A 26,025-nucleotide genomic window follows, 5' to 3' on the forward strand; every position below is an offset into this window, starting at 1 on the left:
AGGCAGTGGGGGAGGTACCAAACCCGCCGTGGACCCGCCGTCGAACAATCAGGTCAGCCCTTCTTGGCCGACTCGGCGTCGTCCTTGACCTCGTCCTTTACCTCGTCCTTGTCACCGTCGGACGCCTCGTCCTTCACCTCGACGTCGGCCTCACCGCCGGAGGCTTCCTCACCGCCGGAGGCATCGGACGCACCGTCGGTCGCACCCGGCTCGACCACCGCTTCCCGGCCCGGCCGCTTCTTCGCCGAGAGGACGATGTACGTCACCGCCAGCAGGAACACGATCCCCGCTGTCCAGTCGTTCAGCCGCAGCCCGAGGATGTGGTGCGCGTCGTCGACCCGCATGTACTCGATCCACGCGCGCCCCACGCAGTACGCCGCGACGTACAGCGCGAACGCCCGCCCGTGTCCCATGTTGAAGCGCTTGTCGGCCCAGATGACCAGCACCGCGACGCCGATGCACCACAGGGACTCGTAGAGGAAGGTGGGGTGGTAGTACCCGGGCACCCGGCCGTCCGTCGAGGACGTGATGTGCAGCGCCCAGGGAACGTGCGTCTCCTTGCCGTACAGCTCCTGGTTGAACCAGTTGCCCCAGCGGCCGAAGGCCTGCGCGAGGGCGATGCCGGGTGCGACCGCGTCGGCGTACGCGGGCATCGGGATGCCCCGGCGGCGGCAGCCGATCCAGGCACCCAGCGCACCGAGGGCGATCGCGCCCCAGATGCCGAGGCCGCCCTGCCACACCTTGAAGGCGTCCACCCAGTCACGGCCCTGGCTGAAGTACAGCTCGTAGTCCGTGATCACGTGGTAGAGCCGGCCGCCGACGAGGCCGAAGGGCACCGCCCAGACAGCGATGTCGGCCACCGTTCCGGCCCGCCCGCCGCGGGCGATCCAGCGCTTGTTGCCGAGCCAGACCGCGACGAAGACGCCGATGATGATGCAGAAGGCATAGCCGCGCAGCGGAATGGGGCCGAGATACAGCACCCCGCGTGACGGGCTCGGAATGTAGGCAAGTTCTTCCATGGCAGGGTCGACGCTACCGTGCCGGACCGGGCCCACGGCAGGCAGCCCGGCTACGGGTCCATAACGGGCGGGTGTGAATGCGCCCGCCGCGCCTTACCCCTTGTCGGCCTGCTGCACCAACTGCTTCAGCTTCGCCGGGGTCATCGACTGGTCCTGGTAGATGTTCTTGCCGTTCAGCAGCACGGTCGGGGTGCCGGTGAAGCCGCTCGACTTGAAGGCCGCGTTCGACTTGTCCACCCAGCCGTCGTGCGTGCCCTTGTCGACGCAGGCACGGAAGGCCGCCGTGTCGAGCCCGCCCACCTTGCCGGCCAGCTCGATCAGCTTGGCGTTGCCGCCGAAGGCGTCGTTGGTCTCCTCGGGCTGGTTGCCGTAGAGCACGTCGTGGTAGTCGCGGAACTTCCCCGCGTCCTGGGCGCAGGCGGCGGCGTTGCCCGCGCGCAGGGAGCCGGTGCCTCCGAGGTTGCCGTCGATCAGCCTGACCAGGTGGTACTCGATCCTCAGTCGGCCGGAGTCCGCCAGTTCGTGGAGCGTGGGGCGGTACGTCGTCTCGAAGGCCTTGCAGGCCGGGCAGCGGAAGTCCTCCCAGACGGTGAGCGTGGACTTGGCGCCGTCCTTGCCGACGGGGATCGCGAGACCGTCCTTGCCCTGTGCCCCGGACGGCGCCGTGGCCGGGCCGGAGGCCTTGGAGCCCTTGTCCTTCCCGGCGTTCGCGGCGATCACGCCGATCACCGCCGCCAGCCCGAGCACGCCGACCACGCTCACGCCGACGATCAGGGCCCGCCGCCGCTTCTCGGCGGCCTTCTGCTTCTCACGCTCGGCCGCCAGCCGCTCCCGGGCGGTGCGCTTTCCCTCTTTGTTCTTCTCGCTCACACCCCAGGAACGAACCGGGGAGGCGCAGCGCGCCTCCCCGGTCCCAGGTCCACCCGTTCGAGTGACCGAATGATCCCTTGTGTTCTGTTCCGGACGGATCACGCCTGTCGGCGCACGCCCTTCGCCAGCTCGCCCGCGAGTTCGCGGACGGCCTCCAGACCCGCCGCATCGTCCGGCGCGTCGAGCATCCGCTTCACGAAGGCGGACCCGACGATCACGCCGTCGGCGAAGCCGGCCACCTCGGCGGCCTGCTCGGCGTTGGAGACGCCGAGCCCGACGCAGACGGGCAGGCCGCTGCCGGTGGCGCGGGTGCGCTCGACCAGGTCGTGGGCCTGCGCGCCCACGGACTCGCGGGTTCCGGTGACGCCCATGAGCGAGGCGGCGTACACGAAGCCGCTGCCGGCGGCGGTGATCTCGGCGAGCCGCGCGTCCTTGCTGCTGGGCGCGACCACGAAGACCGTGGCGAGCCCGTGCTTCTCGGCGTGCTCCCTCCACAGCGCCGACTCCTGGACGGGCAGGTCGGGCAGGATGCACCCGGCGCCGCCCGCTTCCGCGAGTTCGGCGGTGAAGCGCTCGACACCGTAACGGTCGATGGGGTTCCAGTACGTCATGACCAGGATCGGCTTGCCGGTGGCCCGGTGGGCTTCCCTGACCGTGCGCATGACGTGCGCGATCTTGACGCCGCCGCGCAGGGCGATGTCGTCGGCGGTCTGGATGACGGGACCGTCGAGGACGGGGTCGCTGTGCGGCAGGCCGACCTCGACCACGTCCGCCCCGCCGTCGAGGGCGGCCTTGATCGCCTCGATGCCGCCGTCCACGGTCGGAAAGCCGGCCGGGAGGTAGGCGATGAGCGCCGCGCGTCCCTCGGCCTTGGCGGCCGCGAGGGTGTCGGACAGCAGCTGAATGTTCCCGCTCACTTGGCGTCCCCCTCGATCTCGGCGGTGTCGGCGGCGTTGGCCGCAACCTCGGCGTCGGTGTCGTACAGGCCGAAGTAGCGCGCGGCGGTGTCCATGTCCTTGTCGCCGCGGCCGGACAGGTTGACGACGATCAGGCCGTCCTCGCCCAGCTCCCTGCCGACCTCCAGGGCGCCCGCGAGGGCGTGCGCGCTCTCGATCGCCGGGATGATGCCCTCGGTGCGCGACAGCAGGCGCAGGGCCTGCATCGCGGCGTCGTCGGTGACCGCGCGGTACTCACCGCGACCGCTGTCCTTGAGGTACGAGTGCTCCGGGCCGATGCCGGGGTAGTCCAGGCCGGCCGAGATCGAGTACGGCTCGGTGATCTGGCCCTCCTCGTCCTGCAGGACGTAGGACCGGGAGCCGTGCAGGATGCCGGGCTCGCCCGCGGTGAGGGTGGCCGCGTGCTCGCCGGTCTCGACGCCGTGGCCGGCCGGCTCGCAGCCGATGAGGCGGACGCCCTCGTCCGGGATGAAGGCGTGGAAGAGGCCGATGGCGTTGGAGCCGCCGCCGACGCAGGCGATGGCTGCGTCGGGGAGGCGGCCGGCGCGCTCCAGGAGCTGGCGTCGGGCCTCCACGCCGATGACCCGGTGGAAGTCGCGGACCATGGCCGGGAAGGGGTGCGGGCCTGCGACCGTACCGAAGAGGTAGTGGGTGCGGTCGACGTTGGCGACCCAGTCGCGGAACGCCTCGTTGATGGCGTCCTTGAGGGTGCGCGAGCCCGACTTCACGGCGATGACCTCGGCGCCCAGCATGCGCATGCGGGCCACGTTCAGGGCCTGGCGCCGGGTGTCGATCTCGCCCATGTAGATGGTGCAGTCGAGGCCGAAGAGGGCGCACGCGGTGGCGGTGGCCACGCCGTGCTGGCCGGCGCCGGTCTCGGCGATGACCCGGGTCTTGCCCATGCGCTTGGTGAGCAGGGCCTGGCCGAGGACGTTGTTGATCTTGTGGGAGCCGGTGTGGTTGAGGTCCTCCCGCTTGAGGAAGATCCGGGCACCACCGGCGTGTTCGGCGAACCTCGGCACCTCGGTGAGGGAGCTGGGGCGGCCGGTGTAGTTGACCAGCAGGTCGTCGAGTTCGCGGGCGAACTCGGGGTCGTGCTTGGCCTTGTCGTACTCGACGGCCACCTCGTCGACGGCGGCGACGAGGGCCTCCGGGATGAACTTGCCGCCGAACGCGCCGAAGTAGCCTTCGGCGGTGGGGACTTGACCCTCCGGGTCTGGGATGAAGAACTCGCTGGGCATGTGGATACCTCACGGTGAGTGCGTGTTGATGACACTGAGCGCCGTGGGGCGAAGGGTTGTGTGTGTTCTGCGGGCCGTCAGTGGCTGATCGCGCAGTTCCCCGCGCCCCTGAAGGGCGCGCTGCCATCGACGGCCGTTCACCTGGCCGGGTTCGTCTCCGATGACGTATCGCACTCGACGGCCGTGCACCCTGCGGGCGGGCGCACGGCAGCCCCGGGGGCGGCAGCCGCGCGCGAGGCGGGCGTACCGGTCCAGGGTCGTCGCAGTGAGAGTCATCGGAATCAGCCTACCGAAAGATCAACTGCGCCCGTGCCGCAGAGCCGGGTGCTCGCCCGCCGCCACCAGGTCCGACACCGCGGTCTTCGGGTCCTTGCCGGTGACCAGGGACTCGCCGACCAGGACGGCGTCGGCTCCGGCGTTGGCGTAGGCGATGAGGTCGTGGGGTCCGCGGACGCCGGACTCGGCGACCTTGACGAGGTGGTCGGGGATCTCGGGGGCGACGCGCTCGAAGGTGGTGCGGTCCACCTCCAGGGTCTTGAGGTTGCGCGCGTTGACACCGATGATCTTGGCGCCCGCGTCCACCGCCCGCTCGACCTCGTCCTCGTCGTGCACCTCGACGATCGGGGTGAGACCGATGGAGACGGCGCGCTCGATGAGGGACTCCAGGGCGGGCTGTTCGAGGGCCGCGACGATCAGCAGCGCGAGGTCGGCGCCGTACGCGCGGGCCTCCCACAGCTGGTACGAGGTGACGATGAAGTCCTTGCGCAGGACCGGGATGTCCACACGCGCGCGGACGGCCTCCAGGTCGGCCAGCGAGCCGCCGAAGCGGCGCTGTTCGGTGAGGACGGAGATGACGGCCGCGCCGCCCGCCTCGTAGTCCGCCGCGAGGCCGGCCGGGTCGGCGATGGCGGCCAGCGCGCCCTTGGACGGGCTGGAGCGCTTGACCTCGCAGATCACCTTGACGCCGTCGCCCCGCAGGGCGGCCACCCCGTCCTTGGCCGCGGGTGCCTTCGCCGCGCGCTCCTTGAGCTCGTCGAGGCTGACGCGCGCCTGCCGTTCCGCGAGGTCGGCACGGACTCCGTCGATGATCTCGTCGAGCACACTCACGCGAGCGGCCCCCTTCCAGACGGTTGACAGTTAAAGCTTTCGACCCGGCGGAAAGCCGGTGGTCACTGCGATGGTATCCGCAGGAGGGCGAAGGCCTCGCATCCGGTTGACGCCCGTCCCTCTATCCGGACGTCCGCAGGTCGATCAAGGGCGCAGCCAGCCACCCGACGGCAGGTTCCGGACAATGCTGAAGACCAGCAGCAACGCCCCCAGCGCCCACATGTGCGCCGGGCCGAGAGTCAGCCGCGCGGGGCGCCCGCGCGCGGCGCGCACCACCCATACGGTCCACAGCACCGCGAAGAGCGGATAGCCGACGGTGGCCAGGGCGTTGTCGTGCAGCGCCGCCACGAAGTCCCCGTGGACGAAGGCGTGGGCGCTGCGCAGGCCGCCGCAGCCCGGGCAGTAGAGGCCGGTGACGCGGTAGAGGGGGCAGACGGGGTAGTGGCCGGGCTCATTCGGGTTGACGGCGCCCACGTACGCGAAGGCCCCGGCGACGGCCGCCATGATGCCGGCGGGCACGGCGAGGCGCGCGGCCGCGGAGCCGGTGCTGGTCGGTGTCACGGTCTGGGTCTCGGCGTTCACGTCTCGCATTCTCCCCCTGGAAGGCCGCCACGCACGCGTGAGGGGCGATCCGGATGCGGATCGCCCCTATGCCGGTCCGGTGCGCGGACCCGTGCGCGCGTCAGCCCTTGGCGGCCGCGGTGGCCTGATTGTCGGCCAGCGCCTCCTGGAACTTCTCGTGCGTGTCCTTGGGCTGGCCGAGGCCCATGGCACTCATGACCCAGCCGACGATGCCGCCGATCACCACGAGCGCCATGCCGGCCCAGAAGCCCACGGGCTGAGCCATCACCATGAAGGCACCCGAAACGCAGAAACCGATGAAGGCGATGATGACACCGGTCCAGGCGGCCGGGGTGTGACCGTGGCTGCTGCCCGCCATGACTTGCTCCTCGTTGCTGTTTACGTGTCTGAGCCGGATGCTCGACCACATTGTCCCGCACGCGCACACGTGCGCTCCTCGGGGGTGGCCCCAGCGCGTCCGCCGACGGCGGCGCGGCCTGTCCGGCGGGGCACCGCTTCCGCCGAACGCTACGCCCCCGTGGGGTCCTCGCCGCGGTCCAGTGCCTTCCACAGCTCCTCGGGCCGGTCGGGGTCGACGCCCGCGGCCGTCCGGCGCGGGCGGGGCGCGCCGCCCCGCTCGTAGCGGCCGGACATCGCCGGCCAATACCGCCCGTAGCGCAGCGCCAGCAGCCCGGCCAGCAGGATCAGCGCGCCGCCGGCGGCCGCCACGTAGGGCCAGGCGGTGTGACCGAGGGCGTGCACGGTCGCCGAGGTGTCGCCCGCGGCCCGTGCGGCCTTGTCGTCGAGGGCGGAGCTGTCGGAGACGCCCAGCAGCGCGGCGGCGACGGTGCCCGCGCCGCAGAGCGCGAGCAGGGCGGCGACCAGGGTGCGGCCGGCGCCGCGGACGGCGAAGACGGCGACGAGCGCGGCGAGGCCCACTATGGCGAGGGCCGCGGGGACGCCCGTGACGTCGCTGCCCTTGGCGGTCAGCGAGAAGGGGGCGCCGGCCACGGTCGCGGTGCCCTCCGCCCAGCGCTGCCGGGTGGCCAGCAGGGCCACGGCCGCGCCGAGCGCGCCGGCCGACAGGGCCACGGCGAGGGAGACGCGGCCGGCCCGAGCGGGTCCTGCGGCTTGGGAACGGGGGTGCGGTACGGCAGTCACGTACTCCACTATCGCCTGCCTCCGGCCGAACGCGTCACCCGGGGCTGTCAACCCATGGCCAGGCCATGGTTCCGCCATGCACACCTCAGGCGGATCACACGGCACGCCCAGGTAAGGCAAAGGAAGGTCACGGCTTCAACGATCTTCTTGTTGACGTGTTCCAGCCACATTTAGGTTCACGGCGGTCCGCGGGCAAACCCGCCTCCGGGCCGATCGGCGCACCCGCATGTCTCCCCATGGTTCACCAGCCTCTCGGAGGAAGTACGTTGCGCAGAACCGTTTCCGCAATGGTTGTGGCCACCCTGTCCACGACCGCGCTCGCCCTGGCCGCCCCCGCCGGCCTGGCCGCGACACCGGCGTCCCACGGCGTCACCGTCGCCCACGCGTGCGCGACTCCCAGCCAGAAGAACATGATGGCCTGCAATGCCCTGAAGGTCACCGCGGGCACCCCGAAGTCCGCCCACGCGGAGAGCGACCTGACCGCGGCCGCGGCGCCCTCCGGCTACGGCCCCGCGTCGCTGCAGGCGGCGTACAACCTGCCGTCGGCAAGCGGCGGTTCGGGCCAGACCGTGGCGATCGTCGACGCCTACGACGACCCGAACGCCGAGGCGGACCTCGCCACCTACCGCTCGCAGTACGGGCTTTCGGCCTGCACCACGGCCAACGGCTGCTTCAAGAAGGTCGACCAGAACGGCGGCACGAGCTATCCGCGCGGCGACTCCGGCTGGGCCGAGGAGGAGTCCCTCGACCTCGACATGGTCAGCGCGGCCTGCCCCAACTGCAAGATCCTGCTGGTGGAGGCCAGTTCGGCGTCCATGGCCAACCTCGGCACGGCCGTGAACACCGCGGTCCGGCTCGGCGCCAAGTTCGTCTCCAACAGCTACGGCGGCTCCGAGTCCGCCAGCGACTCGACGTACGACTCCAGCTACTTCAACCACCCGGGCGTCGCCATCACCGTCTCCTCCGGCGACAACGGCTACGGCGTCGAGTACCCGGCCGCCTCCAAGTACGTGACGGCGGTGGGCGGCACCTCCCTGAAGACCGCGTCGAACTCCCGCGGCTGGACGGACACGGTGTGGAGCGGGGCCGGCTCCGGCTGCTCCGGCTACGACGCCAAGCCGACCTGGCAGACCGACGGCGGCTGCGCCAAGCGGACCGTCGCCGACGTCTCCGCGGTCGCCGACCCGAACACCGGCGTCGCGGTGTACGACAGCTACCGGCAGGCCACCGGCTGGATGGTCTTCGGCGGCACCAGCGCCTCGGCCCCGCTGATCGCGGCGACCTACGCGCTGGCGGGCGCCCCGTCCGCCGGCTCCTACCCCGCGTCGTTCCCCTACGCGCACACCTCGGCGCTGTACGACGTGACCAGCGGCTCCAACGGCAGCTGCGGCGGCACCTACCTGTGCACCGGCACCACCGGCTACGACGGGCCGTCCGGCCTCGGCGTGCCGAACGGGACCGCCGCCTTCACCGGCTGAACCGCCCTAGGGATTCAGCCTGTTCGCGGTGTGCACCGCGCGGAGGACCGCGGCCGCCTTGTTGCGGCACTCCTGGTCCTCCGCGACCGGGTCGGAGTCGGCCACGATGCCGGCTCCGGCCTGCACATACGCGGTGCCGTCCCGCAGCAGGGCCGTACGGATGGCGATGGCGGTGTCGGAGTCGCCCGCGAAGTCCAGGTAGCCGACGCAGCCGCCGTACAACCCGCGCCGGGACGGCTCCAGTTCGTCGATGATCTGCATCGCGCGCGGCTTGGGCGCGCCGGAGAGGGTGCCCGCCGGGAAGCACGCCGTCAGGACGTCGAAGGCGGTGCGGCCCGCGGCGACCTTGCCGGTGACGGTCGAGACGATGTGCATTACGTGCGAGTACCGCTCGACGGACATGAAGTCCACGACCTCGACGGAGCCCGGCTCGCAGACCCGCCCCAGGTCGTTGCGGCCGAGGTCGACCAGCATCAGGTGCTCGGCGCGCTCCTTGGGGTCGGCGAGCAGCTCGTCGGCGAGGGCCTGGTCCTCCTGCGGGGTGGCCCCGCGGTGCCGGGTGCCGGCGATCGGGTGGACCATGGCGCGTCCGTCCTCGACCTTGACCAGTGCCTCGGGGGACGAACCGACGACGTCGAAGCCGTCGGAGCGGAGCAGGTACATGTACGGGGAGGGGTTGGTCGCCCTCAGGACCCGGTAGACGTCCAGCGCGCTCGCCGTGCACGGCGTTTCGAAGCGCTGCGAGGGGACGACCTGGAAGGCCTCGCCGGCGCGGATGCGCTCCTTGACGTCCTCGACCGCCCGCTGGAAGTCGGGGCCGCCCCACAGCGCCGTGTACGCGGGCAGCTCCGAGGGCGGGAGGTGGGCCGGGGGCTGGGCGACCGGACGCGAGAGGTCGGCCTCCATGGCGTCGAGGCGGGCCATCGCGTCCGCGTGGGCCTCGTCCACGCCCGTGTCGAGGTCGTTGTGGTTGATCGCGTTGGCGATCAGCAGGACCGAACCCTCCCAGTGGTCCATCACGGCGAGGTCGCTGGTGAGCAGCATGGTCAGCTCGGGCAGCTTCAGGTCGTCCCGCTCGCCGGGGCCGATCTTCTCCAGGCGGCGCACGATGTCGTAGCCGAGGTAGCCGACCATGCCGCCGGTGAAGGGCGGCAGGTCCTCCTGGTGCGGGGTGTGCAGCGCCTCGATGGTGGCGCGCAGGGCGGCGAGCGGGTCGCCGTCGACGGGGACGCCGACGGGCGGGGTGCCGAGCCAGTGGGCCTCGCCGTCACGGGCCGTCAGGGTGGCCGCGGAACGCACGCCGACGAAGGAGTAGCGGGACCAGGAGCGGCCGTTCTCCGCGGACTCCAGCAGGAAGGTGCCGGGCCGCTCGGCGGCGAGCTTGCGGTAGAGCGCGACCGGGGTGTCGCCGTCGGCGAGGAGCTTGCGCGTGACCGGGATGACACGGCGGTCGGTGGCGAGCTTGCGGAAGGTCTCGAGGTCCATGGCGGATGACCTTACTGAGCCGGGCCGGGGACACCGGAGTCGGCGTCCTTCAGGAGTACGTCCGCGTCGAAGCAGGTGCGTGCGCCGGTGTGGCAGGCGGCGCCGACCTGGTCGACCTTGACCAGCACGGTGTCGGCGTCGCAGTCCAGGGCGACCGACTTGACCCACTGGAAGTGCCCCGAGGTGTCGCCCTTCACCCAGTACTCCTGGCGGCTGCGCGACCAGTAGGTGCAGCGGCCGGTGGTGAGGGTGCGGTGCAGCGCCTCGTCGTCCATCCAGCCGAGCATCAGCACCTCACCGGTGTCGTACTGCTGGGCGATGGCGGGGACGAGCCCGTCGGGGCTGCGCTTCAGGCGGGCGGCGAGCGCCGGGTCGAGAGGGCCGGGCGGGGGCGTACTGGTCATGGGGCCATTGTGCCGTGCGCAACTGACAGTGACCGTGCCGTGTCCACTACGCGGACCCGTCGTCCGGTCGTAGGCTGGCTGCATGTCGACATTCGCCAAGCGTGAACGACTTCTTCTGGCCGACCTGTTGGAGGCGGAGGGCCCGGACGCCCCCACCCTGTGCGAGGGCTGGCGGACCCGTGAACTCGCCGCGCACGTGGTGGTGCGCGAGCGCCGCCCCGATGCCGCCGGCGGCATCCTGATCAAGCAGCTCGCGCCCCGCCTGGAGCGGGTGATGGCGGAGTTCGCGGCCAAGCCGTACGAGGAGCTGATCCAACTCATCCGCACCGGGCCGCCGCGCTTCTCGCCGTTCCAGCTCAAGCAGGTCGACGAGATGTCGAACACGGTCGAGTTCTACGTCCACACCGAGGACGTCCGCCGGGCCCGGCCGGACTGGACGCCGCGGGAACTCGACCAGGTCTTCCAGGACGCCCTGTGGTCGCGGCTGGAGCGGACCGCCCGGTTGATCGGCCGCAACATCCCCACGGGGCTGGTGCTGCGCCGGCCCGACGGGCAGACGGTGGTCGCCCACCGCGGCACGCCCGTGGTGACGGCGACCGGGGAGCCGTCGGAGCTGCTGCTGTTCTCCATGGGGCGGCAGAGCACCGCCACGGTGGAGCTGGACGGCGACAAGGACGCCATCAGCAAGCTGCACGAGGCCAAACAGCTGGGCATCTGAGCCGACGGCTCACCGGGGCAGCTCGGCCCGGCGCAGGGAGCCCGAGCACAGGGCGACGACTCCACCCAGGGCGCTGACCGCGGCGCACACAGCGAAGACGGGCCCGATGCCGCACAGGTCGGCCGCCCAGCCGACCACCGGGAAGGTGAGCGGCGCGACGCCGAAGCCGACGAGCGTGGAGGCGGCGGTGACCCGGCCGACGTAGGCCGGGCCCGCCGCGCTTTGTATGAGCGCCCCGGTAACGGCTCCCGCCAGGCCGGCGAGCAGCCCGACGCACACGGCCACGAAGGTCGCCGCGGCGACGGTCGAAGTCTGGGCGAGCGAACCGATGGCCACGGCGCTCAGGAGGTTCGTGACCGCGGCGACGAGGCCGGCCCGGGGCACCCGGCCGCGCCAGGTGAGCAGCAGCGAGGCGGTCCCGGTGCCGAAGCCGGCCGGCACCCAGCCCATGCCGGAGGAGCCCCAGCCGCGGTCCTGGGCGAGCAGGGTGAGGCCGAGGTTCATGGGACCGACGAAGCCCAGGTCGCTGAGCCTCAGCGCACGGGGTGGCCCGCGGCCTTCAGTGTCTGCTTCACCTCTCCGATCCGCAGATCCCCGAAGTGGAACACCGACGCGGCCAGGACCGCGTCCGCGCCCGCCGCGATGGCCGGCGGGAAGTCGGACAGCCTGCCGGCGCCGCCCGAGGCGATCAGCGGGACCGTGACGTGCTTGCGGACCGCGGCGATCATCTCCAGGTCGTAGCCGTCCTTGGTGCCGTCCGCGTCCATCGAGTTCAGCAGGATCTCGCCGGCGCCCAGCTCGGCCGCCCGGTGCGCCCACTCGACGGCGTCGATGCCGGTGCCGCGCCGGCCGCCGTGGGTGGTGACCTCGAAAGTGCCCTCCGGGGTGCGGCGCGCGTCGACGGAGAGCACCAGCACCTGCCGGCCGAACCGCTCGGCGATCTCACGGATGAGGTCGGGACGGGCGATCGCGGCCGTGTTGACGCCCACCTTGTCGGCACCGGCGCGCAGCAGCCTGTCCACGTCCTCGGCGGTGCGCACGCCGCCGCCCACGGTCAGCGGGATGAAGACCTGCTCGGCCGTGCGGCGCACCACGTCGTACGTGGTCTCGCGGTTGCCGGACGACGCGGTGATGTCCAGGAACGTCAGCTCGTCGGCGCCCTCGGCGTCGTACACCTTGGCCATCTCGACCGGGTCGCCCGCGTCACGCAGGTTCTGGAAGTTGACACCCTTGACGACCCGGCCGTTGTCCACGTCCAGGCAGGGGATGACTCGGACCGCCAGGGTCATGAATCCACGGCTCCTTAAAAACAACCAGCTGTTCTAGCCCCGGAAGGCTTCCAGTTCCACTTCGACCAGGATGCGCGGGTCGACGAAGCCCTCCACGACCAACAGGGTGGACACCGGCCGCACCGCGTCGAAGAACTCCTTGTGGGCGCGGCCGGCCGCTTCCACATCCCGCGCGTGGGTGAGGTACATCCTGGTGCGGATCACGGACTCGACGTCGAGCCCGAACTCGCCGATCGCCTCGATCGCGCTGGTGAAGGCCACCTTGGCCTGCTCGTACGGGTCGCCCTCCCCGTACAGCACGTCGCCCTTGAAGGACGTCGTGCCCGCCACCAGCACCCGGTCGCCGGCCGCCACGGCACGGGCGAAACCGAAGGACTCCTCCCAGGGACTTTCGCTCTGCACGCGCCGTACGGCATCGCTCATGACACTGTGTCCGATCTCAAGACGTGGCCTCCAAGGCCTCTTCCAGGGTGAACGCCTTCGCGTACAGGGCCTTCCCGACGATGGAGCCCTCGACACCGAGGGGCACCAGTTCGGCGATGGCGCGCAGGTCGTCGAGCGACGACACGCCGCCGGACGCCACGACCGGGCGGTCGGTGGCGGCGCAGACGTTCCTCAGCAGCTCCAGGTTCGGGCCCTGCAGCGTGCCGTCCTTGGCGATGTCCGTCACCACGTACCGCGCGCAGCCCTCCTTGTTGAGGCGCTCCAGCGTCTCGTAGAGGTCGCCGCCGTCGCGGGTCCAGCCGCGGCCGCGCAGGGTCGTACCGCGGACGTCCAGGCCCACCGCGATCTTGTCGCCGTGCTCGGCGATGACCCTGGCGACCCACTCCGGGGTCTCCAGGGCGGCCGTGCCGAGGTTGACCCGGGTGCAGCCGGTGGCGAGGGCGGCGGCGAGGGTGTCGTCGTCGCGGATGCCGCCGGACAGCTCCACCTTGATGTCCATGGCCCCGGTCACCTCGGCGATCAGCGCCCGGTTGTCGCCCGTGCCGAACGCGGCGTCCAGGTCGACCAGGTGCAGCCACTCGGCGCCCGAGCTCTGCCAGGCGAGGGCGGCCTCCAGCGGGGAGCCGTACGAGGTCTCCGTGCCGGACTCGCCGTGCACCAGGCGGACGGCCTGGCCGTCGCGCACGTCGACGGCGGGGAGGAGTTCGAGCTTGCTCACAGTGTTCCGATCCAGTTGGTGAGGAGCTGGGCTCCGGCGTCGCCGGACTTCTCGGGGTGGAACTGGGTGGCCCACAGGGCGCCGTTCTCGACGGCGGCCACGAAAGGCTTGCCGTGCGTCGACCAGGTCACCTTGGGGGCGTGCATGGTCGGGTTGTGCGTCTGAAGCGCCCAGTCGTGGACGGCGTAGGAGTGCACGAAGTAGAAGCGGGCGTCCGCGTCCAGGCCGGCGAACAGCTCGGAGTCCGCCGGCGTCTCGACGGTGTTCCAGCCCATGTGCGGCACGATCTCGGCCTGCAGCGGCTCGACGGAGCCGGGCCACTCGTCGAGGCCCTCGGTCTCCACGCCGTGCTCGATGCCGCGCGCGAAGAGGATCTGCATGCCGACGCAGATGCCCATCACCGGGCGCCCGCCGGACAGCCGCCGGTCGATGATCCAGTCACCGCGGGCCTCCTTGAGGCCCTTCATGCAGGCGGCGAAGGCGCCGACGCCGGGCACCAGCAGACCGTCGGCGTTCATGGCCCGGTCGAAGTCACGCGTGATCTCGACGTCGGCTCCCGCGCGCGCGAGGGCGCGCTCGGCGGAGCGGACGTTACCGAAGCCGTAGTCGAAGACCACGACCTTCCTGGATGCGCTCAATTCCACACCTCCAGCCTCATGACCCCCGCGACCAGGCACATCGCGGCGCCGATCGACAGCAGCACGACGAGCTGCCTGGGCATGCCCTGCTTGACGAAGGAGATGATGCCGCCGACCAGGAAGAGGCCGACGACGATCAGGAGGGTCGACAGGCCGTTCACAGCGCGCCCTTCGTGGAGGGGAGGATGCCGGCCGCGCGCGGGTCGCGCTCGGAGGCGTATCGCAGGGCCCGTGCGAGCGCCTTGAACTGGCACTCCACGATGTGGTGCGCGTTGCGACCGTACGGCACGTGCACGTGCAGCGCGATCTGGGCCTGGGCCACGAAGGACTCCAGGATGTGCCGGGTCATGGTGGTGTCGTACTCGCCGATCATCGGCGCCATGTTCTCGGGCTCGGTGTGCACGAGGTAGGGGCGGCCGGAGAGGTCGACGGTGACCTGGGCGAGGGACTCGTCCAGCGGGACCGTGCAGTTGCCGAAGCGGTAGATGCCCACCTTGTCGCCGAGCGCCTGCTTGAAGGCGGCGCCGAGCGCGAGGGCGGTGTCCTCGATGGTGTGGTGGGAGTCGATGTGCAGGTCGCCCTCGGTCTTCACGGTGAGGTCGAACAGACCGTGCCGGCCGAGCTGGTCGAGCATGTGGTCGTAGAAGCCGACGCCCGTCGACACGTCGACCTTGCCGGACCCGTCGAGGTCGATCTCGACGAGCACCGAGGTTTCCTTGGTGACTCGCTCCACGCGTCCAACGCGGCTCATGAACTCTGCTCCTTCTTCATTGCACGGACCGCGTCGAGGAACGCGTCGTTCTCCTGCGGGGTTCCCGCGGACACCCGCAGCCACCCCGGGATGCCGTTGTCGCGGACCAGCACACCCCGGTCGAGGATCCGCTGCCAGGCGGTGTGGGAGTCCTCGAACCGCCCGAACTGCACGAAGTTGGCGTCGGACTCCACGACGTCGTAGCCGGCCGCGCGCAGCTCGTCGACCAGCCGGTCCCGCTCCGCCTTCAGCTGCTCGACGTACTTCAGCAGCGTGTCGGTGTGCTCCAGGGCGGCCAGGGCGGTCGCCTGGGTGACCGCGGACAGGTGGTAGGGCAGCCGTACGAGCTGGACGGCGTCCACGACCGCCGGGTGCGCGGCGAGGTAGCCGAGGCGCAGGCCCGCCGCGCCGAAGGCCTTCGACATCGTCCGGGACACGACCAGGTTCGGCCGGCCCTCGATGAGCGGCAGCAGAGAGCGGCCGTGGCTGAACTCGATGTACGCCTCGTCGACGATCACCATGGACGGCTTGGCCGCCTGCGCCGCCTCGTACAGGGCGAGGACCGTCTCGGGCGGGACCGCGTTGCCGGTGGGGTTGTTGGGGGTGGTGACGAAGACGACGTCCGGCCGGTGCTCGGCGATGGCCTTCTCGGCCGCCGCGAGGTCGATGGTGAAGTCCTCGTTGCGCGGACCGGAGATCCAGCCCGTGCCGGTGCCGCGCGCGATGAGCGCGTGCATCGAGTACGACGGCTCGAAGCCGATCGCCGTGCGGCCCGGTCCGCCGAAGGTCTGCAGCAACTGCTGGATGACCTCGTTGGAGCCGTTCGCCGCCCACACGTTGGCGAGGCCGACGTCGTGGCCGGAGGTGTCCGTCAGGTACTTGGCGAGCTGTGTGCGCAGCTCGACGGCGTCCCGGTCCGGGTAGCGGTTGAGGTTCCGGGCGGCCTCCCGGACGCGCTCGGCGATGCGCTCGACCAGCGGCTCGGGCAGCGGATAGGGGTTCTCGTTGGTGTTCAGCCGTACGGGGACGTCCAACTGGGGCGCGCCGTAGGGGGACTTGCCGCGCAGCTCGTCCCGTACGGGGAGATCGTCGATGCCGGTCACTTGCTCTGGGGAACCTTCCATCCGAACCGGGCCTTGATCGCCGCGCCGTGCGCCGGGAGGTCCTCCGCCTCCGCCAGCGTGACCGCGTGGTGCGCGACCTCGGCCAGCGCGTCCTCGGTGTAGTCGACGATGTGGATGCCGCGCAGGAAGGACTGCACGGACAGGCCGGAGGAGTGGCAGGCGCAACCGCCGGTCGGCAGCACGTGGTTGGAGCCGGCCGCGTAGTCGCCGAGCGAGACCGGGGCCCAGGGGCCGATGAAGATCGCGCCCGCGTTCTTCACCCGGTCGGCCACCGCGGTGGCGTCGGCCGTCTGGATCTCCAGGTGCTCGGCGCCGTAGGCGTCGACCACCCGCAGGCCCTCGTCGATCCCGTCGACGAGCACGATCGCGGACTGCCGGCCGGCGAGCGCCGGGCGGATGCGGTCCTCGATGTGCTTGGTGGCGGCGACCTGGGGCTCGAGCTCCTTCTCGACGGCGTCCGCGAGCGCGAGGGAGTCGGTGACGAGGACGGCGGCGGCGAGCGGGTCGTGCTCGGCCTGGCTGATCAGGTCGGAGGCGACGTGCACCGGGTCGGCCGTGTCGTCGGCGAGGATCGCGATCTCGGTCGGGCCGGCCTCGGCGTCGATGCCGATCCGGCCGGTGAAGTAGCGCTTGGCGGCGGCGACCCAGATGTTGCCGGGGCCGGTGACCATGTTGGCGGGCGGGCAGGACTCGGTGCCGTGCGCGAACATCGCGACCGCGGTGGCGCCGCCGGCCGCGTACACCTCGTCGACGCCGAGCAGCGCGCAGGCGGCGAGGATCGTCGGGTGCGGCAGGCCACCGAACTCGGCCTGCGCCGGGGAGGCGAGGGCGATCGACTCGACGCCGGCCTCCTGGGCCGGGACGGCGTTCATGATCACGGAGGACGGGTAGACCGACCGGCCGCCCGGCGCGTACAGGCCGACGCGCTCGACCGGCACCCACTTCTCGGTCACGGAGCCGCCGGGCACGACCTGGATCGTGTGGGACGTGCGGCGCTGCTCGCGGTGGACTAGGCGGGCACGCCGGATGGACTCCTCCAGGGCCGCGCGCACTGCCGGGTCGAGTTCGTCGAGGGCCTTCGCCAGGGCCTCGGCGGGCACCCGCACCTGCTCGAGCCGGACGCCGTCGAACTTCTCGGCGAAGTCGATCAGCGCCGCGTCGCCCCGATGATGCACGGCCTCGCAGATCGGACGCACCTTCTCCAGGGCGGCCGAGACGTCGAAGTCGGCTCGGGGCAGCAGGTCGCGCAGGGCGGGGCCTTCGGGAAGGGCGTCGCCGCGCAGATCGATTCGGGAGATCACGGGGTCAATTCTCTCAGACCCGGGTCAGCCGTCGTCCGCGCGTATCAATGGCTGATACAGAACCACCGCATCGTCCCGCACGGCACAGTACGTCCAGTGATTCGGGTGTGACGCAACGGGCATGAACAGTTGTGCGAACACAGGACAGGAGGAGCTGTGACCGAGGGGGCCGGCATCCACGCCGGAGACCTGCCCGACGACCTGACCGCGGCCGAGGCCGGCATGTGGCAGGCCTTCCGCAATGGCAGCCCGTACGACCTGAGCAGCGGCGACGCGGCCGTCGACGATCCGCACGGCGGCCACCGCTGGGGACCGGAGCGGACCGTGCGGGCACGCATCGTGGCGTGGCTGCTGCTGGACGGCCCGCCGGCGCTCGCGGGCCGCGTCTCCGCACTGAAACTGCGCGGCGTGCAGGTCAGCGGCACCCTGGAGCTCTCCGGCGGGATAGTGGTGCCGTACGTGGAGATGCGCGGCTGCCGCTTCGAGCGGGAGCTGCTGCTGCCGGAGGCCCGTTTCACCACCGTGCGGCTGGTGGACTGCGCGGTGCCGCGCCTGGAGGCGGCCCGGGTGCACACCGAGGGCGATCTGCACCTGCCGCGCTGCCGGTTCCCGGGTGGCGTACGGCTCACCGACGCCCACATCGGCACCGACCTGATGCTCAACCAGGCGATCGTCCACCCCGACCGCGCCGGCCGCTCGATCGCCGCGGACGGCATGACGGTCGGCCAGGACCTGCAGGCCGAGCTGCTGGAGGCGGAGGGCGAGGTGAGCCTGCGCAGCGCCAAGGTGGGCGTCAGCCTGAGCCTGCGCGGCGCCCGGCTGAGCAGCTCGTACACCCGGCACGCGCTGAACGCGCCCCAGCTGACGGTCGGGCGCACCCTGTACCTGACCCCGGCGGGCGTCGGCTCGTCGACGCCCGCCGGGGCGACTCCCGCACGCGGGACCCGGATCCAGCGGTTCGAGTGCCGGGGCGGGGTGCGGCTGGACGACGGGCGCTTCGGGGACGCCGTGGACCTGGAGCGGGCGCGGTTCGCCTTCACCGACGACCAGGAGCTGTCGCTGCGCCGGGTGCAGACGCCGGAGCTGCGCTTCCTCGGCGAGCGACCGCAGCGCGGCAAGGTCGCCCTGTCGGGGGCGCGGGTGGTCAACCTCGTCGACCGGGCGAGCGCCTGGCCGGCCCCGGGCAACCTGCACATGGGCGGTTTCCAGTACGAGAACCTCGTACCGCTGGGGCCCTTCCCGCTGGCGGAGCGGCTGGACTGGGTGGCCGCGGCGACCGCCGAGTACAACCCGGAGCCGTACGAGCGCCTGGCCGCCGTGCTGCGGGCCGGCGGCGAGGACGAGGACGCGCGCGAGGTGCTGCTGGCCAAACAGCGCCGGCGCCGCGAGAGCCTGCCGCTCGCCGCGAAGCTGTGGGGGTACGCGCAGGACTGGACGGTGGCCTACGGGTACCGGCCGGGGCGGGCCGCGGTGTGGATGGCGGTGCTGTGGGCGGCGGGCTCGCTGGCCTTCGCGCACGCGAGCCATCCGCCGCTGCAGCCCGGGGCTGCGCATCCGCCGTGGAACCCGGCCCTGTTCGCCTTGGACCTGCTACTGCCGGTCATCGACCTGGGTCAGGTCGGCGTCTGGCAGCTCAGCGGCGGCTGGCAGTGGCTGGCCGCGGTGATGGTCCTCCTGGGCTGGGTGCTGGCGACGACGGTGGCCGCCGGGGCGACGCGCATGCTGCGCCGCAACTGATCATCACAGGTCCTGCACACGTCGGTCATTTGTTCAACATTCGACCTTTACCGGCTCTTGACCGCCGGGCGTACAACTTTCCGTGAGTTGTCCCCTCCGGCTGGCGCACGCCTGACCTGCGGCCTTTCAATGGTCGACACCATGGCACTGCTGCACCCGTTCAGCCGCGCGGCCCGGACCGCCCACTCCGCGACGCGCCCCCGCTCCGCGCCGCCCGCGGACGCGTCCGGGCTGCCCGCCGACGACGAGGTGCTCCTCGACGCGCCCGACGACCGCCTCGGACCGACGCTCGTCGCGGCGGCGGACGGCGAGTACGCGCCCGTGGCCGGGCTGCTCGCGGGCACACGCGCGCGTGCCGAGTGGGAGTACCGCGACCGGTACGCCAGACGGCTGTCGGCCTTCGCCCGGGCCCGGGTCGAGTGGCTGGAGCGGTGGTACGCCGACGCGCCGCAGGACCCGGACGTGCTGCTGCTGCGGGCCCAGCTCGCGGTGGACCGCGCCTGGGACTCCCCGGCCCGCGCCGAGCTGCTGCGCGAGGTGAGCTCCCTGATCACGGCCGCCGCGCGGGCCACCGACCGCGACCCGGTGCCCTGGCGGATCGCGCTGGACCACGCGCGCGGCACGGGCGCCGGCCACAAGTACTTCGGGGAACTGTGGGAGGCGGCGCTGCGCCGCACCCCGCACCACTACGGCTGCCATGTGGCCGCCCTGCGCTATCTGGCCACCTCCTGGCAGGGCTCGTACCGCGAGTGCTTCGACTTCGCCGACCGGGCCGCGCAGGACGCCCCCGACGACTCGCTCCTCCAGGCGCTGCCGTCGAGGGCGGCCCTGGCGTGCTTCACCGGTGGCGCCGGCCCGGCGGTGCCGCGGGAGCGGCTGCACGCGGCCGCCGACCGGGCGATCGCGTTCTCGGCCCGCTTCCCGGCGGCCACGCCGTGGCCGGCCGAGATCCGCAACAAGCTGGCCTACGTCCTCGTGGGCCTGGAGCGCTGGCAGGACGCCCTCGGCCAGCTGCGGCTCATCGGCCCGTACGCCACCTCCTTCCCCTGGGGCCAGCTGTCGGACGACCCGCTGGCCCTGTTCCTGAAGGTGCGTGCCGACGTCGTCGGCCGGTGTCCGGCGGGGGCCGGCCCGGTGCCGCACGATCCACGAAGTGAGCGCGGCGGACGCGTCGGCTCCGGCGACCATTAGGCTCTTGCGCCGTGACCACCGTCCGTCTTCCGCTCTTCCCCCTGAACTCGGTGCTGTTCCCCGGGCTGGTACTGCCGCTCAACGTCTTCGAGGAGCGCTATCGCGCCATGATGCGTGAGCTGCTGAAGACCCCCGAGGAGGAGTCGCGCCGGTTCGCCGTCGTGGCGATCCGCGACGGCCACGAGGTGGCCCCGAGCGCCCCCGGCATGCCGGATCCCACGTCCGTGCCCGACCTCGGCCCGGCGGCCGGCTTCGGCGCCGACCCGGCGATCTCCTTCCACGACGTGGGCTGCGTGGCGGACGCCGCGACGATCCGGGAACGGGAGGACGGCACCTTCGAGGTGCTGGCCACCGGGACGTCCCGGGTGCGCCTGCTCTCGGTGGACGCCTCGGGCCCGTTCCTGACGGCCGAGCTGGAGGGGCTCGACGAGGAGCAGGGCGAGGAGGCCGGCGCGCTCGCGGAGGGTGTGCTGCGGGCCTTCCGCCAGTACCAGAAGCGGCTGGCGGGCGCGCGCGAACGCTCCCTGTCGACCGGCGCGGAACTCCCGGACGAGCCCTCCGTGGTCTCCTACCTCGTCGCGGCGGCGATGATGCTGGACACCCCCACCAAGCAGCGTCTGCTCCAGGCCCCGGACACCGCGTCCCGGCTGCGCGACGAACTGAAACTCCTTCGCTCCGAGACGGCCATCATCCGTAACCTGCCCTCACTGCCGGCGGCGGACCTGACCCGCGGCCGCACGAGCCTCAACTGACGTCACTGTGAAGGCCGGGATGGCGAAGAAGTCGAAGAAGCAACAGCAGGGCGGCACGCCCGCGACGGTGGCCCTTACCGCCGCGGGCGTCGCGTTCACGATCCACGCCTACGACCACGACCCCTCCCACCCGTCCTACGGCGAGGAGGCGGCCGAGGCCATGGGCGTCTCCCCGGACCGCGTCTTCAAGACGCTGGTGGCCGACGTGGACGGGACCCTCACGGTGGCGGTCGTCCCGGTGGCGGGCAGCCTGGACCTCAAGGCGCTGGCCTCCGCGGTGGGCGGCAAGCGGGCGGCGATGGCGGACCCGGCCCTCGCCGAGCGCACCACGGGCTACGTCCGGGGCGGCATCTCCCCGCTCGGCCAGCGCAAGAGGCTGCCCACGGTCCTGGACTCCTCCGCCTCGGCCCACGAAACGATCTGCGTGTCGGCAGGGCGCCGCGGCCTGGAGGTCGAACTGTCCCCCGGTGACCTCGCGAAGCTCACCGAAGCGGTGGTGGCCCCCGTCGGACGTGCGTGACCCCTCGACGGCCGTCCCTCGCTCGGTTAAGAACGAGGGACATGTCGAAGAGAACCCGCAAACGCAAGTGGCGCGTCAAGAAGGCCCGCTCCAACCACGGCCACCGTCCGGCGTAAGTCCCTACGGCAGCGGGGTCCCGGCATCTTCTACGGCAGCGGGGCCCCGTACGGGTCGGTCTGGACGGGGTGGTGCTGGTATGGCTCCGGGTCCCGGGGGCCGAACAGCGCGGTCAGGCCGAGGTGCACGATCAGGGCGGCCAGCGGCCAGGTCAGCAGCGCCCCCTTGGCGCCCAGCTTGAGCGGCGCCGAGAAGGTGATGCCCTTGCCCACCTGCCGGGCGTGGGCGATGACGTCCTGCTCTGGGCCGAGCCACACGCCGAGCCGCCAGGCCAGCAGGGACGCGAGCAGTCCGCCGACGCCCAGGGCCACGACCAGCGGCACTCCGCCGCGCCGGCGCCACAGGAAGACCGCCAGGGCGCTGACGACCCCGAAGGCGAGCGCGAGCAGCGTGAACGTTCCGTCCACCCCGATGGCCTGCTCCCCCTCGCTGTCCGAGAGGTAGACCACCCAGCTCTTGTCGACGATGTCGCCGACCAGCGGCACGTGCGGCGCCAGCCACCACCACAGCAGCCCGAGCAGCACACCGCCCACCGCCACCGCCACCGTGACGACGGCGGCCTCCCGCACTTCCGTCTTCATTCCGGGCCCGTCCTGTCCGTACGTACCGTGCCAGGCGGCGTCATGCGGCGCGGGAGCCGAATGCCCGGCAGCCGGGGGCTGCCACGCGTTCTGCGCGGACTGTTCATGCGGCGGTGGAGGCGGCGTCAACGGTGCGGTCACCCTGACATCGTGCCAGGCCCGCCTGTGCGGCGCGTCACCGGACGGCCGCCCGACGGTACGCCCAGGTGGCCACGGCCAGCGAAGCGACGCCCACGCCCGCGCACACGGCGAGGTCACCGGCCACGAACGCCCAGTCGGGATGCGGCCCGAAGGTCCGCCCGAAGGCCTCGACACCGTACGTCGACGGCAGCAGGTCCCGCGTGAACCGTACGGCCCCCGGCATCCGGTCGGCCGGCAGCACCCCCAGCAGCAGCGCGGCCGACATCCCCAGCTGGCCCAGCAGTGTGGCCAGTTCGGGGCGGGGCGCGAGCAGCCCGAGGGCCGCGCCCAGCCCGGACAGGGCGGCGCCCGCGAGCGGGATCACCGCCGCCAGCACCCACAGATGCGACAGCGGCAGCCCGAACAGCACCCCGCCGAAGACGGCGGTCACCACGGTCCCGGGCACCGTGAAGGAGGCGTAGGCCCCCGCCGCCCCCAGCACGACCGCCGCCGGCGGCACCGGCAGCGTCGCGTAGTGGTCGAGCCCGCCGCTGCCCCGCAGCTGCCCGAAGTACTGCGCGAGCAGGTTCAGCCCGACGTAGGCCACGACCAGCACGGACGACCCGGCGACCACGAACCGGGCGTCGTGGCCGCCCGCGTCCACGACCCCGCGCATCATGACCAGGATGCCGACCGACTGGAAGGTCGCCACGAACAGCAGCGGAATCCGCGCGACCCGGGCCCGCGACAGCTGCGCACGGTAGACGGCGACGAGCGACGGCCACATCCGCGCGCGCGGTCCGAGCTCGGCGGCCCCGCGCGCGGAGTCGTCCTCGTCGGCGACGGCGCCGGGCAGAATCTCGGCGGGTACGACACTCACGACGAGCTGCGCTCCTTCCCTGCGGCGCGCACGCCGTCCCCCACGGACGCGCTCCTACGTACCTGTACGGACACGCTCTGTCCCCCGCTCACGCCTTCACCAGCCCTCGGGCGGCGCCGCCCAGCGCCAGGTACACGTCCTCCAGGCTGGGCGTCGCGAGCGTGAAGTCGTCCAGGGCGGCGAAGGCCGCCCCGCCGGTGACCGTGGCGACGACCGCGCGGGCCTCCTCGGGAGCGAGCCGCAGCGTCCAGCGCCGCCCGGCCTCGACGGCCCGCTCGCGCAGCGCGGCGACCTCGGGGACGTGCAGCGGCGCCGTCTCGCGCCACACCAGCTCCACCCGGACCTCGTCGGCGACCTGTTCCTTCAGTCCGGCGGGGGTGTCGCAGGCGATCACCCGCCCCTGGTCGAGCACGGCGACCCGGTCCAGGACCGTCTCCGCCTCGATGACGTTGTGGGTGACCAGCAGGACGGTCGTCCCGCGCTCGGCCCGCCGCCGGTCGACGGCCGCCCACACGGCCCGCCGCGCGACGGGGTCCATCCCGGTGGTCGGCTCGTCCAATACCAGCAGCGGCCGCTCGCCGACCAGGGCGGCGGCGAAGCACGCCAGTCGGCGCTGCCCGCCGGACAGCTTCTTCAGGGCCCGCCCGGCGATGGCGGTGAGCCCGAGCTCCTCCAGGACGGCGTCCCGCTCGGCCCGTGCCCGCCGTGCCTCCAGGCCGCGCAGCCGCCCGGTCGTCTCGGCGGCCAGCGACACCGTCAGCTCGTCGAGGGCGGACGACTCCTGGCCGAGGTAGGCGAGGATCCGGGAGGCCCGCTCGGGGTGCCGCACGATGTCGTGCCCGAGGATCTCGACGCTGCCCGCGTCGGGCCGCATCAGCCCGGTCAGCTGCCGCACCAGGGTGGACTTCCCGGCCCCGTTCGGTCCGAGCAGTCCGAAGATCTCACCGCGTCGCACGTCCAGCCGTACGTCGTCGGTGGCCCGCACCGCGGGCGCGCCGGGAACGCCCCTGCGTCCTCGGACGGCCGGATAGGTCTTGGTCAGCCCGCGCACCGCGCACACGACATCACGACCGTGCCGATGTGCCTGTGCCGCGCGCGTACTCACAAAGGACGAGGGTACGGGGTCGGAGGCCTTTACCCGCCCTTGGGGCCGCTCGTCACCCCCCGGGCCGCCGCCCGGGGTTCACTCGCCGACGGGCGCGTGCTCGGCCGCCGTCCGTACGTCGATCTCCCGCCAGAACCCCGCCCGGATGGCGTAACGGTCGTGCTCGTCGATCTGGTCGTCCTTGTGGGCCAGCAGTCCGAAGCGGGCCGCGTACCGCAGCAGCTCGCCGTCGATGCGGTGCGGAATCCGCGGGTACATGCCCGACAGCTTCTGCAGATGGCTCTGGTCCCCCAACCGCTCCATCCAGCGCCGCGCGAACACCTGACCGACCTCGAACGGGTCTCCGCCGACGGTCGTGATGTCCTCCTCCCGGTCGGCCCACCGCTGCTCCGCCGAGGTCAGCTGGGCCAGCGTCGGCATCGAGGCGGCCTCCGGGGGCTCGGCGACGGGCCGGTCGACCCATCCTTTGTCGGAGGACCAGCGCAGGGTCGCGTTGGCCGGTTGCGGGCTCGGCTGGACGCCGGGCGCCCGCAGGGCGGCGAGGTCCTTGGGGGTGGGCACGCCCTTGGGCGCGGGCACCCGCTCCTGCGTGCCGTTGTCCGCGACGGCGGCCGCCGATGCGTGCTCCCGCTCCTCGGCGGGCCGCTCGGCGGTGAGCGCGGAGTCCGGCAGCGGCGCGGAGAGGATCGCGGCGATCTCGGGCCGGGGCACGGGCGGCGGCGCGCAGATCCCACCGAGCTCCTTGGCCCGTACGGCTTTGGTGATCCACGTCCGGTCGAGCACCCGCCGCTCGTCCGCCTCGGCGACCAGGTCTTCCGACTGGTTGTAGTCCCCGTCGGCGGCCTGCACCGCCCACAGGTGTACGGCGACCCCGTGCTCCTTGGCCGCCATCATGCCCGGCAGCAGATCGCCGTCGCCGGTGACCAGGACGACGTCGGAGCAGGCGCGGTTGCGGGCCAGCTCGGTGAGCTCGGCGTGCATGGCCGCGTCCACGCCCTTCTGGGCCCAGCGTCCGTCGCTGCGGGTCAGAGCACCGAGCCGCACGGTGACGCGGGGCATCACCCGCAGTCGGCGGTGCTCGGGCTGGGGCACCCGGTCGGGGGCGCCGTCGAACCAGTAGATGCGCAGCAGGGGCCGTTCGGTGTCGGACTCGGCGCGTTCACGCAGGCCCTGGATGAGGGCGGTGTGGTCGACGGTGATCCGGGATCGGGAGGGCTCTCCGGCAAGGAGACTGGCGGCGGCCCCCAGCAGATACCCGGCGTCCACCAGGACGATGCAGCGGTCCACGCGATCCACCCTCTTTCCGGGAGGTTTGCTTCGGGCTTCCTTCGAGTCTGCCCGACTACGCAGGTGTTAACGGCCCGAACTCGATCTTCGGCGTGGCGTTTCGGAGTGCGGGCCCCTCCCTCGCTCCCCGACAAGCCTGTCACAGACGGTAATTATCCGACATGCGCTTGTTGTCAGCCTATGTGAATCTGGTCCCGGCCCTGGCCCCTAGATCCCCCACAGGAGGCAGATCACCATGGCCAAGAACAAGAAGCAGAACCGTAAGCAGCCGCAGACCGGGCGTGGTCAGCAGGCGGCCGAGCAGATCTCGATGGAGTCGTCGGCCGAGCAGGACGTCCAGCAGGTCACCCCGGGTCACATGGCCCGCAAGGGGCGGCAGAAGAGCTTCGGTCACAACTGATATCTGCGTAACGGGTTGTTGAGACCCAGGCACACGTCGAGGGGCGCACTCCGTGCGGAGTGCGCCCCTC

31 protein-coding genes are annotated in these 26,025 nt (G+C 72.1%); 7 read left to right on the plus strand and 24 right to left on the minus strand.

The annotated features are described in order from the left end of the window. Positions 1–53: 53 nt before the first annotated feature. The 9 genes from lgt to FBY22_RS31350 form a co-directional block, all read right to left on the minus strand. Positions 54–1,019: a prolipoprotein diacylglyceryl transferase gene (lgt, locus tag FBY22_RS31310; protein ID WP_142151340.1), complete on the minus strand. Its 966-nt coding sequence runs from the start codon at positions 1,017–1,019 to the stop codon at positions 54–56. A gap of 93 nt (positions 1,020–1,112) precedes the next feature. Beyond that, on the minus strand, positions 1,113–1,889 hold the full coding sequence (locus FBY22_RS31315) for a thioredoxin domain-containing protein (protein ID WP_142151341.1): 777 nt from the start codon (positions 1,887–1,889) through the stop codon (positions 1,113–1,115). A gap of 98 nt (positions 1,890–1,987) precedes the next feature. After that, positions 1,988–2,806: a tryptophan synthase subunit alpha gene (trpA, locus tag FBY22_RS31320; protein WP_142151342.1), complete on the minus strand. Its 819-nt coding sequence runs from the start codon at positions 2,804–2,806 to the stop codon at positions 1,988–1,990. Next, complete coding sequence (gene trpB / locus FBY22_RS31325; RefSeq protein ID WP_142151343.1) at positions 2,803–4,086, minus strand: tryptophan synthase subunit beta; 1,284 nt, start codon at positions 4,084–4,086, stop codon at positions 2,803–2,805. The genes trpA and trpB overlap by 4 nt, the downstream gene beginning before the upstream one ends. A 9-nt stretch (positions 4,087–4,095) precedes the next feature. Next, the gene (gene trpM / locus FBY22_RS46075) at positions 4,096–4,362 is read right to left on the minus strand and encodes a tryptophan biosynthesis modulator TrpM (RefSeq protein ID WP_399212151.1); all 267 of its coding nucleotides are present in this window, start codon (positions 4,360–4,362) and stop codon (positions 4,096–4,098) included. A gap of 21 nt (positions 4,363–4,383) precedes the next feature. Beyond that, positions 4,384–5,193: an indole-3-glycerol phosphate synthase TrpC gene (gene trpC / locus FBY22_RS31335; protein ID WP_142151344.1), complete on the minus strand. Its 810-nt coding sequence runs from the start codon at positions 5,191–5,193 to the stop codon at positions 4,384–4,386. Positions 5,194–5,337: 144 nt separating this feature from the next. Beyond that, positions 5,338–5,784, minus strand: coding sequence for a DUF2752 domain-containing protein (locus tag FBY22_RS31340; protein WP_142151345.1), 447 nt, complete (start codon positions 5,782–5,784; stop codon positions 5,338–5,340). A 91-nt stretch (positions 5,785–5,875) separates the two neighbouring features. Continuing rightward, complete coding sequence (locus tag FBY22_RS31345; RefSeq protein ID WP_142151346.1) at positions 5,876–6,133, minus strand: HGxxPAAW family protein; 258 nt, start codon at positions 6,131–6,133, stop codon at positions 5,876–5,878. Positions 6,134–6,282: 149 nt separating this feature from the next. Then, the gene (locus FBY22_RS31350; protein WP_142151347.1) at positions 6,283–6,924 is read right to left on the minus strand and encodes a TIGR02234 family membrane protein; all 642 of its coding nucleotides are present in this window, start codon (positions 6,922–6,924) and stop codon (positions 6,283–6,285) included. 227 nt (positions 6,925–7,151) lie between these two features. Here FBY22_RS31350 and FBY22_RS31355 point away from each other — a divergent pair, with 227 nt between their 5' ends. Continuing rightward, positions 7,152–8,393: a S53 family peptidase gene (locus FBY22_RS31355; RefSeq protein ID WP_174267303.1), complete on the plus strand. Its 1,242-nt coding sequence runs from the start codon at positions 7,152–7,154 to the stop codon at positions 8,391–8,393. A 6-nt stretch (positions 8,394–8,399) separates the two neighbouring features. On the opposite strand, the gene FBY22_RS31360 is transcribed toward FBY22_RS31355, so the two are convergent. Both FBY22_RS31360 and hisI read right to left on the minus strand, forming a co-directional pair. Beyond that, positions 8,400–9,878 (minus strand): anthranilate synthase component I, encoded by a 1,479-nt coding sequence (locus FBY22_RS31360; protein WP_142151349.1) that lies wholly within the window; start codon positions 9,876–9,878, stop codon positions 8,400–8,402. Positions 9,879–9,889: 11 nt separating this feature from the next. Continuing rightward, on the minus strand, positions 9,890–10,282 hold the full coding sequence (hisI, locus tag FBY22_RS31365; protein ID WP_142151350.1) for a phosphoribosyl-AMP cyclohydrolase: 393 nt from the start codon (positions 10,280–10,282) through the stop codon (positions 9,890–9,892). A gap of 82 nt (positions 10,283–10,364) precedes the next feature. Here hisI and FBY22_RS31370 point away from each other — a divergent pair, with 82 nt between their 5' ends. Then, positions 10,365–11,000 carry a TIGR03085 family metal-binding protein gene (locus FBY22_RS31370; protein ID WP_142151351.1) on the plus strand — a complete coding sequence of 212 codons (636 nt, stop codon included), beginning with the start codon at positions 10,365–10,367 and terminating at the stop codon, positions 10,998–11,000. 9 nt (positions 11,001–11,009) lie between these two features. Here FBY22_RS31370 and FBY22_RS31375 read toward each other — a convergent pair whose 3' ends face one another. From FBY22_RS31375 to hisD, 9 genes are read right to left on the minus strand one after another with little or no spacing between them, the layout of a single operon-like run. Next, on the minus strand, positions 11,010–11,504 hold the full coding sequence (locus FBY22_RS31375) for an MFS transporter (protein ID WP_142151352.1): 495 nt from the start codon (positions 11,502–11,504) through the stop codon (positions 11,010–11,012). A 29-nt stretch (positions 11,505–11,533) separates the two neighbouring features. Further along, positions 11,534–12,289, minus strand: a complete 756-nt coding sequence (gene hisF / locus FBY22_RS31380) for an imidazole glycerol phosphate synthase subunit HisF (RefSeq protein WP_142151353.1) — start codon at positions 12,287–12,289, stop codon at positions 11,534–11,536. A gap of 33 nt (positions 12,290–12,322) precedes the next feature. Further along, positions 12,323–12,712 carry a RidA family protein gene (locus tag FBY22_RS31385; protein WP_142151354.1) on the minus strand — a complete coding sequence of 130 codons (390 nt, stop codon included), beginning with the start codon at positions 12,710–12,712 and terminating at the stop codon, positions 12,323–12,325. A 16-nt stretch (positions 12,713–12,728) separates the two neighbouring features. Next, a complete protein-coding gene (gene priA, locus FBY22_RS31390; protein ID WP_142151355.1) occupies positions 12,729–13,451 on the minus strand; it encodes a bifunctional 1-(5-phosphoribosyl)-5-((5-phosphoribosylamino)methylideneamino)imidazole-4-carboxamide isomerase/phosphoribosylanthranilate isomerase PriA in 723 nt (240 codons plus the stop codon). Continuing rightward, on the minus strand, positions 13,448–14,089 hold the full coding sequence (hisH, locus tag FBY22_RS31395) for an imidazole glycerol phosphate synthase subunit HisH (protein ID WP_142151356.1): 642 nt from the start codon (positions 14,087–14,089) through the stop codon (positions 13,448–13,450). Before hisH ends, priA begins: the two co-directional genes overlap by 4 nt. After that, positions 14,086–14,250 (minus strand): hypothetical protein, encoded by a 165-nt coding sequence (locus FBY22_RS44305; RefSeq protein ID WP_174267304.1) that lies wholly within the window; start codon positions 14,248–14,250, stop codon positions 14,086–14,088. The genes hisH and FBY22_RS44305 overlap by 4 nt, the downstream gene beginning before the upstream one ends. Beyond that, positions 14,247–14,840, minus strand: coding sequence for an imidazoleglycerol-phosphate dehydratase HisB (gene hisB / locus FBY22_RS31400; protein WP_030932889.1), 594 nt, complete (start codon positions 14,838–14,840; stop codon positions 14,247–14,249). Before hisB ends, FBY22_RS44305 begins: the two co-directional genes overlap by 4 nt. Then, positions 14,837–15,943 carry a histidinol-phosphate transaminase gene (locus FBY22_RS31405; protein WP_142151357.1) on the minus strand — a complete coding sequence of 369 codons (1,107 nt, stop codon included), beginning with the start codon at positions 15,941–15,943 and terminating at the stop codon, positions 14,837–14,839. Before FBY22_RS31405 ends, hisB begins: the two co-directional genes overlap by 4 nt. Next, on the minus strand, positions 15,940–17,265 hold the full coding sequence (gene hisD, locus FBY22_RS31410; RefSeq protein ID WP_142151358.1) for a histidinol dehydrogenase: 1,326 nt from the start codon (positions 17,263–17,265) through the stop codon (positions 15,940–15,942). The genes FBY22_RS31405 and hisD overlap by 4 nt, the downstream gene beginning before the upstream one ends. A 156-nt stretch (positions 17,266–17,421) precedes the next feature. On the opposite strand from hisD, the gene FBY22_RS31415 reads away from it, so the two are divergent. The 4 genes from FBY22_RS31415 (at position 17,422) to ybaK (ending at position 21,465) form a co-directional block, all read left to right on the plus strand. Then, positions 17,422–19,002 carry an oxidoreductase gene (locus FBY22_RS31415; protein ID WP_142151359.1) on the plus strand — a complete coding sequence of 527 codons (1,581 nt, stop codon included), beginning with the start codon at positions 17,422–17,424 and terminating at the stop codon, positions 19,000–19,002. A 129-nt stretch (positions 19,003–19,131) separates the two neighbouring features. Beyond that, entirely contained in the window at positions 19,132–20,193 is a 1,062-nt protein-coding gene (locus FBY22_RS31420) for a hypothetical protein (protein ID WP_142151360.1), read from the plus strand. Between the two features lie 11 nt (positions 20,194–20,204). Continuing rightward, entirely contained in the window at positions 20,205–20,945 is a 741-nt protein-coding gene (locus tag FBY22_RS31425) for an LON peptidase substrate-binding domain-containing protein (protein ID WP_142151361.1), read from the plus strand. A 19-nt stretch (positions 20,946–20,964) separates the two neighbouring features. After that, on the plus strand, positions 20,965–21,465 hold the full coding sequence (gene ybaK / locus FBY22_RS31430; RefSeq protein ID WP_142151362.1) for a Cys-tRNA(Pro) deacylase: 501 nt from the start codon (positions 20,965–20,967) through the stop codon (positions 21,463–21,465). Positions 21,466–21,611: 146 nt separating this feature from the next. On the opposite strand, the gene FBY22_RS31435 is transcribed toward ybaK, so the two are convergent. The 4 genes from FBY22_RS31435 to FBY22_RS31450 all read right to left on the minus strand — a co-directional run bounded on the left by FBY22_RS31435 (position 21,612) and on the right by FBY22_RS31450 (position 25,555). Next, positions 21,612–22,304 (minus strand): DUF2567 domain-containing protein, encoded by a 693-nt coding sequence (locus FBY22_RS31435; protein ID WP_142151363.1) that lies wholly within the window; start codon positions 22,302–22,304, stop codon positions 21,612–21,614. 34 nt (positions 22,305–22,338) lie between these two features. Further along, entirely contained in the window at positions 22,339–23,163 is an 825-nt protein-coding gene (locus FBY22_RS31440; protein ID WP_142151364.1) for an ABC transporter permease, read from the minus strand. 88 nt (positions 23,164–23,251) lie between these two features. Next, complete coding sequence (locus FBY22_RS31445) at positions 23,252–24,223, minus strand: ABC transporter ATP-binding protein (protein WP_142152575.1); 972 nt, start codon at positions 24,221–24,223, stop codon at positions 23,252–23,254. 123 nt (positions 24,224–24,346) lie between these two features. After that, positions 24,347–25,555 carry an NYN domain-containing protein gene (locus FBY22_RS31450; RefSeq protein WP_142151365.1) on the minus strand — a complete coding sequence of 403 codons (1,209 nt, stop codon included), beginning with the start codon at positions 25,553–25,555 and terminating at the stop codon, positions 24,347–24,349. Positions 25,556–25,790: 235 nt separating this feature from the next. Here FBY22_RS31450 and FBY22_RS44310 point away from each other — a divergent pair, with 235 nt between their 5' ends. Beyond that, positions 25,791–25,955 carry a hypothetical protein gene (locus tag FBY22_RS44310; protein ID WP_174267306.1) on the plus strand — a complete coding sequence of 55 codons (165 nt, stop codon included), beginning with the start codon at positions 25,791–25,793 and terminating at the stop codon, positions 25,953–25,955. Positions 25,956–26,025: the final 70 nt, after the last annotated feature.

It is taken from the genome of Streptomyces sp. SLBN-31, from assembly GCF_006715395.1.
In the GTDB taxonomy this organism is placed as follows: domain Bacteria; phylum Actinomycetota; class Actinomycetes; order Streptomycetales; family Streptomycetaceae; genus Streptomyces.